Below are 15,349 nucleotides of genomic sequence, written 5' to 3'. Positions count from 1 at the left end.
CGTTGAGCAATGACTGAGCAGGTACATCCCGGGCCGCAGCTGGACTGGCTCCTCGACGGCCTGGTGGACCGGATCCCGGAGATCCGCTGTGCCATCGTGCTGTCTGGGGACGGCCTCCTCATCGGCAAGTCGAAGGACCTGCGCCGCGACGACGCCGAGCACCTGTCGGCAGTGGGCTCGGGCATGCACAGCCTGGCCCGGGGCGCCGCGCGCCACTTCCACGGCGGGGAGGTCCAGCAGACGGTCATCCAGATGGAGAGGGCGTTCCTGTTCGTCACGGCCGCGGGCAGGGGCGCCCGGCTGGCCGCGATCGCCTCGGAGGAAGTGGATGTGGGGATGATGGCGTTCGAGATGGGCACGCTCGTCAAGCAGGTCGGCCAGTACATGAGCGCCGCACCTCGCGTCCAGACACCCTCCGGCGGTCTTATTCAGGATGCGTGAACCGCGGTGGCTCGACGGTGCGGAGGCCGGGCGTCATTTACGGCCGTACGCCATCACGGGCGGGCGCACCCGCCACAGTCAGCACACGTTCACACTGATCACGCTGGTCGTCTCGCGGTCCGAGGCTGAGTTCGAGTACGAGTACCTGGAGCCGGAGTCGGTCCAGATCCTCGAGCTGTGCCGGGACCGCGCGGTGGCGGTCGCCGAGATCGCCGCGCATCTGGACCTGCCGGTGAGCGTGGTGAAGATCCTTTGCGGGGATCTGCTGGGCGCCTCGCTCATCATCGTCCAGTCGCCGCCCGGGCAGGACGAGCAGCCGAGTGTGGAAATCATCGAAAGGGTGATGGATGGTATCCGTCAGCTCTGAACCGGTCATGCCCACCGCGCTGAAGATCCTCATCGCGGGCGGTTTCGGCGTGGGCAAGACCACCATGGTGGGCTCGGTGAGCGAGGTGCCCCCGCTGGAGACCGAGGAGCGCATGACCGAAGCGAGCCTCGGGGTCGACGACCTGACCGGGGTGGAGGGCAAGTCGTCCACGACGGTCGCCATGGACTTCGGCCGCATCACCATCGCGCCCGAGCTGGTGCTGTACCTGTTCGGCACGCCCGGGCAGGACCGGTTCTGGTTCATGTGGGACGACCTGGCGACGGGCGCGCTGGCGGCGGTGGTCCTCGCCGACACCCGCCGTCTGGACGCCTCGTTCGCCTCGATCGACTTCTTCGAGGCGCGGGAGATCCCGTTCGCGGTCGGAGTCAACTGCTTCGACGGGCGGCGGGACTGCACGGCCGAGCAGGTGCGGGCGGCGCTGGACCTGGACGCGTCGACACCGGTGCTCCTGTGCGACGTACGGGACCGCAACTCGAGCAAGGCGGTTCTGCTGGCGGTCCTGGAGGCGGCCCGCGCCCGGGCGGCGGCCCGTCTGACCCGCATGGGCGGCTGACCCTTCCCGAGGTCGCTCAGCCCGCGAAGAAGGCGCCCACCCGCGCGGCGAAGTACTCGGGGTCGTCCAGCCACGGGTAGTGCCCGGCACCCGACTGGGCCGCCGACTCGGCGCGCGGGAAGAGCTCGGTGAGGCGGCGGGCGAGTTCGGGGCGGGGGCCGCCGTCGAGTTCGCCCGCGTACACGAGGACCGGCGCGGTCAGCCGGGCGAGCGCGGCCAGGGTGGCCGGCGGGTCGAAGGCCGCGTCGGAGAGGAAGACGTCGGCCGCCGCGTCGTTGGCCTGTCCGGCCCGGTCCGCGACGTGCTCCTGCGCCTCAGCGTCCCACCGCCCGTAGAAGAAGGGTATGAAGACCGGGTCGAACTCGCCGTCTCCCTTCAGCCAGGCCTCGAACGCCGGGAAGGCCTCCTCGAACCAGGGCTCACCCTCACGCAGCCGTGCCGCCTCGAGCCGGTCCTCGGCCGTGGCGGGCATCCCGAGCGCCCAGGGGGTGACGGTGATCAGGGCGAGCCGGGCGACGCGCTCCGGGAAGCGGGCAGCGTAGAGCAGGGCGAGGCTGCCGCCCGCCGAGTGCGCGAGTATGTCCATGCGTTCCAGGCCGAGATGCTCGCGCAGCGCCTCCACGTCGTCGACGAGCCGGTCGCAGCGGTAGGTGTCCGGGTCCGCCGGCACGGCCGAGTGCCCGGTGCCGCGCAGATCGAGCAGCACCAGCCGCCGCCGGTCGTCGAGCCCGCCGAGGTCCCCGAGGTATGCGGAGGCCCGCATCGGTCCGCCGGGCAGCACGACGAGCGGTTCGCCCTCTCCCCGCAGGTGGTAGGCGAGTCGGGTACCGTCGCAGGCGTCAAAGGTCGGCATGTACCTGATCTTCGCGGCAGGGCGGGATTCACCGCAAGAAGTTCAGGTCGGGCTCTTGTCTCCGGCCGGGCGAGCTGGATTACTGATCCTCGACATCTACCGAATGATCGGTCGACCGGTTCGAGACGATTGCTTGTGATTGCTAGGGAGGCGTCCCCATGGCGCACGATCAGGGCCTGCTGGACGCGGGGGAACGGCTCGACGCCCAGGCGCTGCGGACCCTGCAACTGGAGCGGCTGCGGGCCTCGCTGCGCCATGCCTACGAGCACGTTCCCTTCTACCGGGAGTCCTTCGACAAGGCGGGGGTGCGGCCGGAGGACTGCCGCACGCTCGCGGATCTCGCCCGGTTCCCCTTCACCGTGAAGGCGGACCTCCGAGAGCACTACCCGTACGGCATGTTCGCCGTCCCCAGGGAGCGGATCCGCCGCATCCACGCCTCCAGCGGCACCACCGGACGGCCCACGGTCGTCGGGTACACCGAGGGCGACCTGTCGATGTGGGCCGACATGGTGGCCCGGTCCATCCGCGCGGCGGGCGGCCGGCCCGGTGACGCGGTGCATGTGGCGTACGGCTACGGCCTGTTCACCGGCGGCCTCGGCGCGCACTACGGCGCCGAACGCCTCGGCTGCACGGTGATCCCCGCCTCCGGTGGCATGACGGCCCGCCAGGTGCAACTGATCCAGGACCTCCGGCCCGGGGTCATCATGGTCACCCCCTCGTACATGCTCACCCTGCTGGACGAGTTCGAGCGCCAGGGCGTCGATCCGCGCACCACCTCCCTGCGCGTCGGCATCTTCGGAGCCGAGCCCTGGACCGAGGAGATGCGGCGCGAGATCGAGGAGCGGTTCGCGATCGACGCGGTGGACATCTACGGGCTGTCGGAGGTCGTCGGCCCGGGTGTGGCGCAGGAGTGCGTCGAGACCAAGGACGGCCTGCACGTGTGGGAGGACCATTTCTACCCGGAGATCGTCGATCCGATCACCGGCGAGGTGTTGCCGGACGGCGAGGAGGGCGAGCTGGTCTTCACCTCCCTCACCAAGGAGGCCATGCCCGTGATCCGGTACCGGACGCGGGACCTGACCCGGCTGCTGCCCGGCACGGCGCGGGTCTTCCGGCGCATCGAGAGGATCACCGGGCGCAGCGACGACATGGTCATCCTGCGCGGGGTCAACCTCTTCCCCACGCAGGTCGAGGAGATCGTGCTGCGCACCCCGGGCGTGGCGCCGCACTTCCAGCTCCGGCTGACCCGCGAGGGCCGGCTCGACGCGCTGACCGTGCGGGCCGAGGCCCGGCCCGGCGCCACCCCGGAGCAGCGTGAGGCGGCGGCGCTCGCCATCGCGGCGGCCGTGAAGGACGGGATCGGTGTCTCGGTGGGGGTCGAGATCGTCGAACCGGAGTCCCTGGAGCGGTCCGTGGGCAAGATCAGGCGGATCGTGGACCTCCGGCCGCGCTGACCCCCGTCAGCGCCCGAACCGGTCCCGCAGCTCCCGCTTCAGGATCTTCCCGCTCGCGTTGCGCGGCAACTCGTCCACGAACAGCACCCGCTTGGGCGCCTTGAAGTGCGGCAACCTCTCGCGCACGTGGTCGATCAGTTCGGCCTCGGTCACCTCCTCGCGCGGTACGACGACCGCGGTGACCGCCTCGATCCACCGCTCGTCCGGCAGCCCGATCACCGCGGCTTCGACGACCCGCTCGTGGCTGTACAGCGCGTCCTCGACCTGCCGTGAAGCGACCAGTACGCCACCGGAGTTGATGACGTCCTTCACCCGGTCGACGATGGTGAAGTACCCGTCGGTGTCCCGCACGGCAAGGTCCCCGGAGTGGAACCAGCCGTCGCGGAACGCCTCGGCGGTCTCCTCCGGCTTCTCCCAGTAGCCCTCGCACAGCTGCGGTGACCGGTAGACGATCTCTCCCCGTTCCCCGTCGGGCAGGTCCATGCCGGACTCGTCGACGAGCTTCGCCTCCACGAACAGCACCGGACGCCCGCACGAGTCCATGCGTCCCTTGTGCTCGTAGGGCCCGAGGACCATGGCGAGGGGGCCGATCTCGCTCTGCCCGAAGCAGTTGTAGAACGCGAGCTTCGGCAGCCGCTCCTTGAGGCGCTCCAGGACGGGCACCGGCATGATCGAGGCGCCGTAGTAGGCCTTGCGCAGGCCGCTCAGGTCGCGGGTGGCGAAGTCGGGGCGGTTCGCCAGTGCGACCCAGACCGTGGGCGGCGCGAACAGGCTGTCGGCCCGGCCCGCCTCGACCAGGTCGAAGAGCCGGTCGCCGTCGGGCGCGTCCAGGATGACGTTCTCGGCGCCGACGGCGAGGTAGGGCAGCAGGAAGACGTGCATCTGCGCCGAGTGGTAGAGCGGCAGGGCGTGCACCGGCCGATCGCCCGCGCTCAGGTCGAGGGCGGTGATCGCGCTCAGGTACTCGTGCACCAGGGCGCGGTGCGTCATCATCGCGCCCTTGGGCAGCGCGGTCGTGCCGGACGTGTACAGCAGTTGCACCAGGTCCTCGGCGCGCGGTTCCTCGCCGTCGTACGGCTCGGTCGCGGCCAGCCGCGCGAGCAGCGAGTCGTCGGCGTCGCGCAGCGGCAGCCGCAGTACGCCCTGCGGGAGGTTCCCCGCGAGGTCAGGGTCCGCGAGGACGAGGGAACAACCGGACTGGTCGACGATGTATGCCAGGTCGTCGCCGGTCAGGTTCTGGTTCACCGGTACGTGCACCAGTCCGGCGCGGGCGCAGGCCAGGAAGGCGATCAGATAGGCGTCGGAGTTGTGGCCCAGGGCGCCGACCCGGTCGCCGGGGGCGAGCCCGGCCTCCCGGAGCACGCGGGCGGCGCGCGAGACGGCGTCGTCGAGTTCGGCGTAGGTCCACGACCGGTCGCCGTAGCGGATCGCCACCCTCGCCGGCGTACGTCGGGCGCTGCGCCGCAGCGTGCCGTCGACCGTGACGCTTCGTCCCGCCGTCATGTCCCGCTCCTTCGTGTCCGCCCTGGCGCGATCCTCGCCGGGCACGCGGGGCAGGTCAAGCAGCCGTCACACGGGGCGGGTACGGCCTTCCCAGTACGGTTCGCGCAGCCGTCGTTTATACAGCTTGCCGTTGGGGTCGCGGGGCATGGCCCTGACGAAGTCGACGCTCTTGGGCCGCTTGTAGCCGGCGAGTTGCCGTGCGCAGTGGTGGAGGATGTCCGTGGCGAGTGCCGGGCCGGGCTCATGCCCGGGGGCGAGTTCGACGACCGCCTTGACCTCCTCGCCCCAGTCCTCGTGCGGGATGCCGAAGGCGGCCGCGTCGGCGACGGCGGGGTGGGTGAGCAGCGTGGCCTCGATCTCGGCGGGGTAGATGTTGACGCCGCCGGAGATGATCAGGTCGATCTTGCGGTCGCGCAGGAAGAGATAGCCGTCCTCGTCGAGCCGGCCGAGGTCGCCGACGGTGAAGAAGTCGCCGATGCGGTTGTTGCGCGTCTTGGCCTCGTCCTTGTGGTACGAGAACCCGCCGGTGCTCATCTTCATGTAGACGGTGCCGAGTTCGCCGGGCGGCAGCCGGTTGCCGTCGTCGTCGAAGATCGCGAGTTCGCTGATGGGCCATGCCTTGCCGACGGTGCCGGGCTTCTTCAGCCAGTCCTCGGCGGGAGCGAAGGCGCCGCCTCCCTCGCTCGCCGCGTAGTACTCCTCCACGCACATGCCCCACCACTCGATCATCGCCCGCTTCACATGGTCAGGGCAGGGGGCGGCGCCGTGGATGGCGTGCCGCATGGATGAGACGTCGTAGCGGGCCCTCACCTCGTCGGGCAGGGCGAGAAGCCGGTGGAACTGGGTCGGCACCATGTGCGTGTGCGTGCACCGGTGGGCGTCGATGAGGCGGAGCATGTCCTCGGGCGTCCACTTGTCCATCACGACCAGCCGGTGTCCGATGTGCAGGGACGCGCCCGCGAACTGGAGCACCGCCGTGTGGTAGAGCGGCGAGCAGACCAGGTGGACGTTGTCGTCGTAGGGCTTGATGCCGAAGATGCCGAGGAAACCGCCGAGGTGGGCCTCCTCGGGCGGTTTTCCCGGCAGCGGGCGGCGGATGCCGCGGGGGCGGCCCGTGGTGCCCGAGGTGTAGTTCATGACCCAGCCGAGGGTGCGGTCGACCGGCGCCGAGTCGGGTTGCCCGTCGAGGAGTTCGTCGTACGGCCTAAAGCCCTCGACCTCGCCGACGGCGTACCGGTGGGTGGCCGGCAGTCCGGCCTCGTCGGCGGCGGCGCGTGCCGCGTCCGCGAACCGCTCGTGCGCGACGATCACCTTGACGCCGGAGTCGGAGACGATCCAGGCGATCTCCGGCCCGACGAGGTGGTGGTTGACGGGGACGAGGTAGAGCCCGGCCTGGGTGGCGGCCAGGTACGCGGTGAGCAACGCGACGCCGTTGGGCAGGACGACGGCGAAGGAGTCACCGGTCCGCAGCCCCGCGGCGCGCAGCCCGTGCACCAGCCGGTTGGCGTCGGCGAGCAGCCGCCCGGCGCTCCACTCCTCCCCGTCGGGGGCGACGAGGACGATGCGCTCGGGATCCGCCGCCGCCTGGGCCCAGAAACCGTTGGCGGACCGGCTCACCGCCCGCTCCTTCCGGCGATTCGGTTGATGCGGTCGACGGCCTTCTCGAAGACCCGGGTGAGGTCGTCGACGACGGCCTGGACGCTGCGTTCGCCGGTCATGCGACCGACGATCTGGCCGACGGGCGTGCCGAGCAGCGGGTCCACCTCGTACTTCTGGATGCGGGTGATCGCCTCGGCGACCAGCAGGCCCTGCAGCGGCATGGGAAGGGCACCCGGGCCGTCCGGGTCGTCCCAGACGTCGGTCCACGCGGTACGCAACTGCCGGGCCGGTTTGCCGGTCAGCGCCCGGGAGCGGACGGTGTCGCCCGAGCCGGCGGCCAGCAGCTTGCGGACCAGGACGGGCGAGGGGAGTTCGGCCTCCGTGGTGGTCAGCCAGATGGAGCCGAGCCAAACGCCCTGCGCACCGAGCGCCAGGGCGGCGGCGACCTGCTGCCCGCTGCCGATGCCGCCGGCGGCCAGCACGGGCAACGGGTCGACGGCGTCGACCACTTCGGGCGTGAGCACCATGGAGGCGATCTCACCGGTGTGGCCACCGGCCTCGTACCCCTGCGCGACCACGATGTCGATGCCCGCCTCCTGGTGCTTGCGGGCGTGCCGGGCGCTGCCGGCGAGCGCGGCGACCGGGACGCCCTGGTCGTGGGCGCGTTCGACGACGTCGGCGGGCGGGGAGCCGAGAGCATTGGCCAGCAGCCTGATCGGGTACTCGAACGCGACGTCGAGCTGGCTGCGGGCGACCTGTTCCATCCAGCCGGTGATCCGCCACCCGGACGCGTCGCCCTCGGCGAGTTCGGGCACCCCGTACTTGGCGAGGGTGTCCCTGACGAACTGCCGGTGTCCTTCCGGGATCATCGCCTCGACATCGGCCTCCGTCACGCCCTCCACCTTCTTGGCGGGCATGACGACGTCCAGTCCGTAGGGGCGGCCGTCGACGTGCGCGTCGACCCAGTCGAGGTCGCGCTTCAGGTCGTCGGGGGCGGTGTAGCGGACCGCGCCGAGCACGCCGAAACCGCCGGCCCGGCTGATCGCCGCGGCGACGGCGGGAAACGGCGTGAACCCGAAGAGGGCGTGCTCGACCCCGAGTTGCTTGCTCAGCTCCGTCTGCATGGGCGCAGGATGCCGCAGCGGTCGAGAGGACGGAAGAGTTTTCTGATGGGCCGTCAGTTTTTTCTAGACGGCTCTGGTTTTCGGCAGCGGCTCCCCCAGGTCCTCGAGCACCGCCATTGCCGCGTTGTGCCCGGGCACGCCGCTCACCCCGCCGCCGCGCACCGCGCCCGCGCCGCACAGCAGGACGTTCGCGTGCCGGGTCTCCACGCCCCAGCGGCCCGTGCCCTCCTGGGCGTACGGCCAGGTCAGTTCACGGTGGAAGATGTTGCCGCGCGGCAGCCGGAGGTCGTGCTCCAGGTCGAGCGGGGACCTGGCCTCGATGCAGGGACGCCCGTCCGCGTCGGTGGCCAGGCAGTTCTCGACCGGCTCGGCGAGGTGGGCGTCCAGCTGCGCCAGCGTCGCCTTCAGCAGCTCCTCGCGTACGGCGTCGTTGTCCTCCTCGAAGAGCCGGGCGGGGGTGTGGAGGCCGAAGAGGGTGAGGGTCTGGTAGCCGCGCTCGACGAGGTCGGGGCCGAGGATGGTGGGGTCGGTGAGCGAGTGGCAGTAGATCTCGGACGGTGGCGCGGCGGGCAGTGAACCGGCGGCGGCCTGGGCGTGGGCGGTGGCCAGTTGCTCGTATCCCTCGGCGATGTGGAAGGTGCCGGAGAACGCCTCGCGCGGGTCGACGCTGGTGTCGCGCAGCGCGGGCAGCCGGGTGAGCAGCATGTTCACCTTCAGCTGGGCGCCCTCGGCCGGGGCCGGCGGGGTGTCGCCGGTGAGGTGGGCCAGCTCCTGCGGGGAGGCGTTCACCAGGACGTGCCGGGCGGAGACGGTGCCCTCCCCGTCCGCGCTCCGGTAGGCGACCTCGGCGGCGCGCCCGTCGGTGTCGATCCGTACCACTTCGCGGCCGGTGGCGACGACCGCCCCGGCAGCGCGCGCGGCCGCGGCGAGCGCGTCGGTGAGGGCGCCCATGCCGCCGACGGGGACATCCCACGCGCCGGTGCCGCCACCGATGACGTGGTACAGGAAGCAGCGGTTCTGCTTCAGGGAGGTGTCGTGGGCGTCGGCGAAGGTGCCGATGAGCGCGTCGGTGAGGACGACTCCGCGGACCAGGTCGTCGGTGAAGCGGGCCTCGATCGCGGCGCCGATCGGCTCCTCGAACAGGGCCCGCCACGCCTCCTCGTCGTCGATGCGGCGGCGCAGGTCCTCACGGGTGGGCAGCGGCTCGGTGAGCGTCGGGAACACCCGCTGGGCCACGCGCCCGGTCATCCCGTAGAAGCGCCGCCAGGCCTCGAACTCGCTCTCGGAGCCGGTGAGCCGCGCGAACGCCTCCCTGGTACGCCGCTCGCCACCGCCGACGAGCAGCCCCGTGGGGCGCCCGTGCCGCTCGACGGGGGTGTACGAGGAGACGGTGCGCGCCCGCACCCGGAAGTCCAGCCCCAGGTCCCGCACGATCTTCCGGGGCAGCAGGCTGACCAGGTAGGAGTAGCGCGACAGCCGTGCGTCGACCCCGGCGAACGGGCGCGTGGACACGGCGGCGCCGCCGGTGTGGTCCAGCCGCTCCAGCACGAGCACGGATCGCCCGGCCCGGGCCAGATAGGCGGCGGCCACGAGGCCGTTGTGACCGCCGCCGACGATCACGGCGTCGAATCGCTCGTGTCTGTGGTTTCCCTCGTGTCCTTCGCGTGCAGGCATGCCTCTTCGTAGCACGCGAAGATCCGGATCGGCCAGAGACGGGCCGGGCGGCGCCGGATCAGCCGACGTGCCCGCCGACCTTGTACGGTGCGGGCCGTGCACCCGGGCCGAGCCGGGCCACGGCGCGCAGAACGTGCTTCGGGGGCACCTGCCAGCGCACCCGTGCGGGGATGCGGCGCAGCAGGGTGCCGGTCAGGCGCAGCCGCCGGGTGACCGCAGCGGGGCTCGGGGCCGGGCGGCCGTAGAGTTCGTGGGCGTACGGGGGCAGGGCGGCGTAGGCCAGGTTCGCCACCCGCCGCCACAGCAGGGCGCGCGCCGGGACCAGCAGCGGGTGGATCGGCGGGCGCCGCAGGAAGTCGTCCACCTCGCGTGCCTCGGGCCCGGCGGCGAGTTCGGGTCGCACCTTCTCGAAGTACGCGGCCAGCCCGGCCTGGTCCGCGGGCACTTGCTCGGGGTCGAGTCCGACGAGGGCGGCGGCGGCCCGGTTCTCACGGACGTACCGGTCGGCCTGTGCCTCGGTCAGCCGGAACCCCGAGCGGCGCAGGACATGGAGGTAGGAGTCGATCTCGGCGCAGTGCACCCACAGCAGCAACCCGGGCTCGTCGACCGCGTACCGCTCGCCGGTGTCGGGGTGCGTGGCGCCGAGCATGCCGTGGATCTTCCGCACCCGCGCCGCCAGTCGCTCGGCGGCCTCGGTGGTGCCGTACGTCGTCGTCCCGACGAAGTCGGCGGTGCGCATCAGCCGGCCCCAGGCGTCGCGGCGGAAGTCCGAGTTCTGCAGGACGCCCCGCACGGTGGGCGGGTGCAGGGCCTGGAGGTAGAGCGCGCGGATGCCAGCGACCCACATCATGGGGTCGGCGTGCATCTGCCAGGTCACCGAGGAGGGCCCGTAGAACCCCGGATCCGCGTCCACCCGGCCAGTGTGACCTCGCCTGCCGGGCTCCATCAACCCACCGTCCCACCGCCCTGCGCAGGCTCGGCGACCGGGCCTGCCGTGCTGACGTGTCAGCACGGCAGGCCTGATCCGGACGCCAGACCCCAGGCCTCAGTTCACCGCCTGCTTCACGAGTGCTCCGATCCTCGCCTCGTCGGCGGAGGTCAGCTCCTTCAGGGCGTAGGAAGCCGGCCACATGGTGCCGTCGTCGAGGTTGGCCTTGTCGCTGAAGCCGAACGTCGCATAGCGGGACTTGAACTTCTCCGCGCTCTGGAAGAAGCAGACGACCTTGCCGTCCAGGGCGTACGCGGGCATCCCGTACCAGAGCTTCGGGGCGAGTTCCGGCGCGCTCTCCTTGACGACGGCGTGGATCCGTTCGGCCATGACCCGGTCCGGCTCCTGCATCTCGGCGATCTTCGCGAGCACGGCGGCCTCGTCCTCCGCCGCCTTGGCGCCCTTCGATCCGCGGCGCGCGGACGCCTTCAACTCCTTGGCGCGCTCCTTCATCGCGGCTCGCTCCTCGTCCGTGAATCCTTCGGACGTCTTGTCGGTCGCGGTGGTGCTCCTGGTGGGCTTCTGTGCGTCCTTCACGGCGGGTTTCCTCCGGGTGTGCGGATCATGGATGTACGCAGTATCGGTGTCGAGATCGCTCGCCGGCTCGTCCTTGCCGGTGACGGCGGGCGTCAGCCCCACGCCCCGGCGATCTGACGGGTCGTGGCGTTGAGCCGGTTGAACAGGTTGGTGACGCCGATCATCAGGACGATCGGCGCTGGAGCTGGCCCCGAGGCTGGGAAACCGTTACGAGGAGGTGCCGGCCCACGAAGGCATCGCGACCGTGCTCGACCAGACGGATCCGGCGGAGGCCGCCGAGCACCGTGGGGCGGCGCAGGCCGTCCTTCTGGAGCTGGGCCCCAGGGCTTAGAGCGGAGCTCTTGGAGTCCATCGACCGGCACCGATTCGTGCTCGGCGCCGCTGTCCTGCCGAGGAGCCTCCGACCGTGCGCACCGCCCCGGCGGGCGACAGGCCGAGTCGGTCTCCCGAACGGCCCGTGTGCCGCCCGCCGGGGCGAATGCCGCGTCACAGAACGGCGACGGTCTCCTGGCGGGCGTAGCTGAACCCGTCAGTGTCGAAGTAGAAGACGGCGACCTGCACCTTGTCTCCCTTCGCGAAGTGCGAACCCGCGGCCGGGCGCAGCGTGACCTGCGCGATGTGGTTGTCGTAGTCGCAGACGAGCTTGTCCTTCTTGATGGTGCCCGCGGCGATCGACTCGTCGTGGCCTCCCCGGCCGAGCGCCGTCGCGTTGGCCACGAGCTCGTGGTCCATGCCGGCGTCGCAGGAGTAGGTGACCTTCACCTGCAGGCCCGGAGCGTGGAACGCCACCTTGTCGATGGCCAGCAGGTTGGCCTTCGCCGCAGCCGAAGGCGCGCCCGCCAGGACGCCCGCACCGACCATGACAGCGGTGGCCGCCGTCCCGGCGAGGCGTCGCCGGAGACCGGATGACTTCATCGGTTTCTTCCTTCCCCCTTGCGCGGTCACCCTTGGTCGAGGCGTGGAGAAAGTCTCCAACTGGGCGGGTGACTGCGACAGTTGGTCGATTTCCGATCTGGATGTTACGTGATCTTTGAGGGTTATGGTGCCCGATGCCAGTTCTGGGGTCCGCCCGGCCCGATCACCCCTCCGTCGCCACCCCGGGCGGCAGGTTGAACGGCGTGAGCACCTGGATCGGAGAGTAAGGACGGGGCCCTTCCTCGGGGAGCGCGCCGTGCGCCCGCATGACCGACTGACAGGCGTGGCGCATGTCCTGGCGCAGGTCGTGGTGGAGGACGGCGGAGATGCGGCGTTCCCGCAGCAGGCGCGCATTGTCCCGGTCGAGGTCGTGCGCGATGAAGACGGCCGGGGCTCGGCCGAGTGCCGCGAAGGCCTCCACGGTGGCCGCGTTGCCGCCGCCGATGGAGTAGACGGCGTTGATGTCCGGGTCCTGTTCCAGCGCGGCCAGGACCAGGTCCCGCTGGGTGGCGTCCAGGCCGTCGCTGTCGGTGACCTCGACCACGGTGCGGTCGGGGCAGGTCGTCCGGAGCGTGCCGCGGAAGCCCATCTCACGTTCCTCCTCACCGCGGAAGAAGCCTCGGCTGATGGTGACCAGCACATGGCCCGGGCGGTCTCCCAGCCACTGGTCGAGGAGGTACGCGGCGGTGGCTCCCGCGGCGCGGTTGTCGATGCCGACGTAGGCGCGGCGTGCACTGCCGGGCAGGTCCGTCACCAGGGTGATCACGGGGATCCCGGCCGCCACCAGCCGGCCGACGGCGTCGGTGATCTCGGGCAGGTCCGGGGCCTTCAGGATCACGCCCTGGGTGCCGCGCCGGGCGATCCGGTCGAGAACGCGGACGAGCTCCGCGGGCGGGCAGGTCTCACGGAAGTGGAAGCGGGAGCGGACGACCGCCGGGTGCAGGGAGGGCAGTTCGGCCTCCAGGGCGTCGCGCACCGCGGTGGAGAACCGGGCCGGGGTCTGCATCACTATGTCGATCATGAAGGTGCGGCCGCCGATGCGGACCTGTGTCCGCTGCCGGTCCAGGTCCCTGATCGCCTGGTGCACCTCGCGCGCCGTGCTCTCCCGCACTCCACCCCGCTGGTTGAGGACGCGGTCGACGGTGGCCTGGCTCAGTCCGGCCTGACGGGCGATCTCACGGACCGTGTACGGGTGTCCCATGGCTGTTCCCGGAAGTGGAGGAGGTAGGGGAAGAGGGTGGATGGCTGTGATGATGGTTTTTTGATGGTCTCCTGATTGTTGATTGAGGGGCCCGGGTTCACAAGACTGGCCAAAACGACGGCACTGCGAAAGGACTCCGGGATGTCTCTCACCACCGCGGGACCCGGGATCTGGCTGCGCGAGGAGGACTGTGACCTCGACGCCTTCCGTTCCCTCGTCGACGAGCGCACCGACCCGGTCGAATACCCGCTCGCCGACGGGGTCGAGCAGAACGTCCTCGTGTACGACAGCGACCGGCTGCGGGCCGCCGGGGCGGAGCAGGTACGGACGGAGTGGGTGCGTGCCCTGCTGGACGGGCCCGGGATCGTGGTGCTCAGGCGCGCGTTCCCCGACCTCCGTGTGGTGGACCGTGCGAGCGCCGTCTTCACCGCGTTGATCGAGCGGGAGCGCGCGGCGGGCACCGCCCGCGGTGACCACTTCGCCAAGCCCGGCGCCAACGACCGGGTGTGGAGGGCGCTCGACAAGATGGCCGCCCACGACCCGGTGGCGTTCGCCGACTACTACGGCAACGACATGCTGGCGCTGATCGCCGGGGCCTGGCTCGGCCCCGGCTACCAGATCACCTCGCAGATCAACCAGGTCAACCCGGGTGGCGCGGCGCAGAGCGTGCACCGCGACTACCACCTCGGGTTCCTGCGCCAGGAGCAGGCGACCCGCTACCCGGCCCACGTCCACCGGCTCTCCCCCGTGCTGACCCTGCAGGGCGCGGTGGCGCACTGCGACATGCCCGTGGAGTCGGGACCCACGCTGTACCTGCCGCACTCGCAGAAGTACGAGCCCGGCTATCTGGCCTGGCGGCGGCCGGAGTTCGTCGCCTACTTCGCCGAGCACCACGTCCAGCTGCCCCTTCAGAAGGGCGACGCGGTCTTCTTCAACCCCGCGCTCTTCCACGCCGCCGGGCACAACAGGTCCGCGGGCATCCGGCGGATGGCGAACCTGTTGCAGATCTCCTCCGCCTTCGGCCGCGCCATGGAGACCGTCGACCGCGAGGCGGTGTCGAACGCGGTCTATCCGGTGCTGCTGAGGCGCAAGGCCGGGGGCGCCGACGAGGACTGGCTGCGCCGGGTGGTCGCCGCCTGCGCCGAGGGCTATCCGTTCCCGACCGATCTGGACCTGGACCCGCCGGTCGACGGGCTGGCACCGCCCTCGCAGGCAGCCACGGTGTGGCGGGCCGTGGCCGAGGAATGGAGCCCGGAGCGGCTGCGGCAGGAACTGCGGGCGGGCGCCGAGCGCCGCCGGATCTGACAGGGAATCGCATGGGACTGCTTCAGGACAAGGTCGTCCTCGTCAACGGCGGGAGCCAGGGTGTCGGCGCCGGTATCGTCCGGGCGGCCCTGCGTGAAGGGGCGCGCGTGGTCTTCACCGGGCGCCGGGTCGACGCCGGCGAGGAGTTCGCGAAGGCGACCGGCGCCGTCTTCGTACGGGCGGACCTCGCGGATCCGGCCGAGGCGCGCGGCAGCGTGGAACAGGTCGTGGACCTGTGCGGCAGGATCGACTGCCTGGTGAACGCGGCCGGGCTGACCTCGCGGGGTTCGCTGCTGGACACCACTCCGGAACTCTTCGACGCGCATGTCGCGATCAATCTGCGGGCGCCGTTCTTCGCCATGCAGGCGGCCGTGCGGAACATGGTGGACCGCGGGGCGCCGGGCACCATCGTCAACATCATCACGTCCTCGGCTCACGGCGGGCAGCCGTTCCTCGCCCCGTACGTCGCCGCCAAGTCCGGTCTGGTGGGGCTCACCCGCAACGCCGCGCACGCGCACCGATGGGACCGCATCCGGATCAACGGACTGAACATCGGCTGGACGGACACCGAGGGCGAGGACGCGATCCAGCGCGCCTTCCACGGCGCCGGGGACGACTGGCGTGAGAAGGCGGCCGAGGCCGTGCCGATGGGCAAGCTCGGGCAGGTCGACGAGATCGCCGACTTCGCCGTCTTCCTGCTTTCCGACCGCAGCGGCGTGGTGACCGGTTCGGTGATCGACTGGGACCAGATCGTCCTCGGCGGACTCGACTGAATCCTCACCCCTCACCCCCGTCAGCTGTCGCACATCGTTCA

General features: G+C 71.1%; 15 protein-coding genes and 1 pseudogene. 6 read left to right on the top strand and 10 right to left on the bottom strand.

Annotation, left to right across the window (positions count from 1 at the left end; all coding sequences use genetic code 11):
- Positions 1-9: 9 nt before the first annotated feature.
- Genes ACZ7L1_RS22055 through ACZ7L1_RS22045 form a run of 3 tightly spaced genes read left to right on the top strand, consistent with a single transcriptional unit; the run spans position 10 to position 1,382 of the window.
- Positions 10-441, top strand: a complete 432-nt coding sequence (locus ACZ7L1_RS22055) for a roadblock/LC7 domain-containing protein (protein ID WP_103844764.1) — start codon at positions 10-12, stop codon at positions 439-441.
- Positions 434-808: a DUF742 domain-containing protein gene (locus tag ACZ7L1_RS22050; RefSeq protein WP_471439425.1), complete on the top strand. Its 375-nt coding sequence runs from the start codon at positions 434-436 to the stop codon at positions 806-808. The genes ACZ7L1_RS22055 and ACZ7L1_RS22050 overlap by 8 nt, the downstream gene beginning before the upstream one ends.
- The gene (locus ACZ7L1_RS22045; RefSeq protein WP_471439423.1) at positions 789-1,382 is read left to right on the top strand and encodes a GTP-binding protein; all 594 of its coding nucleotides are present in this window, start codon (positions 789-791) and stop codon (positions 1,380-1,382) included. Before ACZ7L1_RS22050 ends, ACZ7L1_RS22045 begins: the two co-directional genes overlap by 20 nt.
- 16 nt (positions 1,383-1,398) lie before the next feature.
- On the opposite strand, the gene ACZ7L1_RS22040 is transcribed toward ACZ7L1_RS22045, so the two are convergent.
- Positions 1,399-2,235 carry an alpha/beta fold hydrolase gene (locus ACZ7L1_RS22040; RefSeq protein WP_471439421.1) on the bottom strand — a complete coding sequence of 279 codons (837 nt, stop codon included), beginning with the start codon at positions 2,233-2,235 and terminating at the stop codon, positions 1,399-1,401.
- A gap of 158 nt (positions 2,236-2,393) precedes the next feature.
- Here ACZ7L1_RS22040 and paaK point away from each other — a divergent pair, with 158 nt between their 5' ends.
- Positions 2,394-3,689 (top strand): phenylacetate--CoA ligase PaaK, encoded by a 1,296-nt coding sequence (gene paaK / locus ACZ7L1_RS22035; protein WP_471439420.1) that lies wholly within the window; start codon positions 2,394-2,396, stop codon positions 3,687-3,689.
- Between the two features lie 6 nt (positions 3,690-3,695).
- Here the strand turns inward: paaK and ACZ7L1_RS22030 are convergent, their stop codons facing one another.
- The 9 genes and pseudogenes from ACZ7L1_RS22030 to ACZ7L1_RS21990 all read right to left on the bottom strand — a co-directional run bounded on the left by ACZ7L1_RS22030 (position 3,696) and on the right by ACZ7L1_RS21990 (position 13,230).
- The gene (locus ACZ7L1_RS22030) at positions 3,696-5,192 is read right to left on the bottom strand and encodes an acyl-CoA synthetase (protein ID WP_471439418.1); all 1,497 of its coding nucleotides are present in this window, start codon (positions 5,190-5,192) and stop codon (positions 3,696-3,698) included.
- Positions 5,193-5,258: 66 nt separating this feature from the next.
- Entirely contained in the window at positions 5,259-6,809 is a 1,551-nt protein-coding gene (locus ACZ7L1_RS22025; protein WP_471439416.1) for an acyl-CoA synthetase, read from the bottom strand.
- Positions 6,806-7,915, bottom strand: a complete 1,110-nt coding sequence (locus ACZ7L1_RS22020; protein ID WP_471439415.1) for a nitronate monooxygenase — start codon at positions 7,913-7,915, stop codon at positions 6,806-6,808. Before ACZ7L1_RS22020 ends, ACZ7L1_RS22025 begins: the two co-directional genes overlap by 4 nt.
- A gap of 63 nt (positions 7,916-7,978) precedes the next feature.
- Positions 7,979-9,589 carry a phytoene desaturase family protein gene (locus tag ACZ7L1_RS22015; RefSeq protein WP_471439413.1) on the bottom strand — a complete coding sequence of 537 codons (1,611 nt, stop codon included), beginning with the start codon at positions 9,587-9,589 and terminating at the stop codon, positions 7,979-7,981.
- Positions 9,590-9,647: 58 nt separating this feature from the next.
- Positions 9,648-10,535, bottom strand: coding sequence for an oxygenase MpaB family protein (locus ACZ7L1_RS22010; RefSeq protein WP_471439412.1), 888 nt, complete (start codon positions 10,533-10,535; stop codon positions 9,648-9,650).
- Positions 10,536-10,634: 99 nt separating this feature from the next.
- Complete coding sequence (locus ACZ7L1_RS22005) at positions 10,635-11,030, bottom strand: iron chaperone (RefSeq protein ID WP_471439484.1); 396 nt, start codon at positions 11,028-11,030, stop codon at positions 10,635-10,637.
- 176 nt (positions 11,031-11,206) lie between these two features.
- Positions 11,207-11,293, bottom strand: a pseudogene (locus ACZ7L1_RS22000) (carboxymuconolactone decarboxylase family protein); the annotation flags it as partial.
- 307 nt (positions 11,294-11,600) lie between these two features.
- A complete protein-coding gene (locus ACZ7L1_RS21995) occupies positions 11,601-12,029 on the bottom strand; it encodes a hypothetical protein (RefSeq protein WP_471439410.1) in 429 nt (142 codons plus the stop codon).
- A gap of 163 nt (positions 12,030-12,192) precedes the next feature.
- The gene (locus ACZ7L1_RS21990; protein WP_471439408.1) at positions 12,193-13,230 is read right to left on the bottom strand and encodes a LacI family DNA-binding transcriptional regulator; all 1,038 of its coding nucleotides are present in this window, start codon (positions 13,228-13,230) and stop codon (positions 12,193-12,195) included.
- 141 nt (positions 13,231-13,371) lie between these two features.
- Between ACZ7L1_RS21990 and ACZ7L1_RS21985 the strand changes: the two genes are divergently transcribed.
- Together ACZ7L1_RS21985 and ACZ7L1_RS21980 are read left to right on the top strand one after the other, a co-directional pair.
- Entirely contained in the window at positions 13,372-14,535 is a 1,164-nt protein-coding gene (locus tag ACZ7L1_RS21985) for a phytanoyl-CoA dioxygenase family protein (RefSeq protein WP_471439406.1), read from the top strand.
- Positions 14,536-14,546: 11 nt separating this feature from the next.
- Positions 14,547-15,308, top strand: a complete 762-nt coding sequence (locus tag ACZ7L1_RS21980) for an SDR family oxidoreductase (protein ID WP_471439404.1) — start codon at positions 14,547-14,549, stop codon at positions 15,306-15,308.
- Positions 15,309-15,349: the final 41 nt, after the last annotated feature.

The sequence above is a fragment of the Streptomyces sp. NPDC107546 genome (assembly GCF_055639175.1).
Note: the sequence above shows the minus strand (reverse complement) of the source record. Positions and strands in the feature narration are given on the sequence as shown.

Bases quoted from the DNA above. Each gene is read 5' to 3' on its own strand.
- ACZ7L1_RS22055 (WP_103844764.1), top strand. From the start codon at position 10: ATGACTGAGCAGGTACATCCCGGGCCGCAGCTGGACTGGCTCCTCGAC.
- ACZ7L1_RS22050 (WP_471439425.1), top strand. From the start codon at position 434: ATGCGTGAACCGCGGTGGCTCGACGGTGCGGAGGCCGGGCGTCATTTA.
- ACZ7L1_RS22045 (WP_471439423.1), top strand. From the start codon at position 789: ATGGTATCCGTCAGCTCTGAACCGGTCATGCCCACCGCGCTGAAGATC.
- ACZ7L1_RS22040 (WP_471439421.1), bottom strand. From the start codon at position 2,235: ATGCCGACCTTTGACGCCTGCGACGGTACCCGACTCGCCTACCACCTG.
- paaK (WP_471439420.1), top strand. From the start codon at position 2,394: ATGGCGCACGATCAGGGCCTGCTGGACGCGGGGGAACGGCTCGACGCC.
- ACZ7L1_RS22030 (WP_471439418.1), bottom strand. From the start codon at position 5,192: ATGACGGCGGGACGAAGCGTCACGGTCGACGGCACGCTGCGGCGCAGC.
- ACZ7L1_RS22020 (WP_471439415.1), bottom strand. From the start codon at position 7,915: ATGCAGACGGAGCTGAGCAAGCAACTCGGGGTCGAGCACGCCCTCTTC.
- ACZ7L1_RS22015 (WP_471439413.1), bottom strand. From the start codon at position 9,589: ATGCCTGCACGCGAAGGACACGAGGGAAACCACAGACACGAGCGATTC.
- ACZ7L1_RS22010 (WP_471439412.1), bottom strand. From the start codon at position 10,535: ATGGAGCCCGGCAGGCGAGGTCACACTGGCCGGGTGGACGCGGATCCG.
- ACZ7L1_RS22005 (WP_471439484.1), bottom strand. From the start codon at position 11,030: ATGAAGGAGCGCGCCAAGGAGTTGAAGGCGTCCGCGCGCCGCGGATCG.
- ACZ7L1_RS21995 (WP_471439410.1), bottom strand. From the start codon at position 12,029: ATGAAGTCATCCGGTCTCCGGCGACGCCTCGCCGGGACGGCGGCCACC.
- ACZ7L1_RS21990 (WP_471439408.1), bottom strand. From the start codon at position 13,230: ATGGGACACCCGTACACGGTCCGTGAGATCGCCCGTCAGGCCGGACTG.
- ACZ7L1_RS21985 (WP_471439406.1), top strand. From the start codon at position 13,372: ATGTCTCTCACCACCGCGGGACCCGGGATCTGGCTGCGCGAGGAGGAC.
- ACZ7L1_RS21980 (WP_471439404.1), top strand. From the start codon at position 14,547: ATGGGACTGCTTCAGGACAAGGTCGTCCTCGTCAACGGCGGGAGCCAG.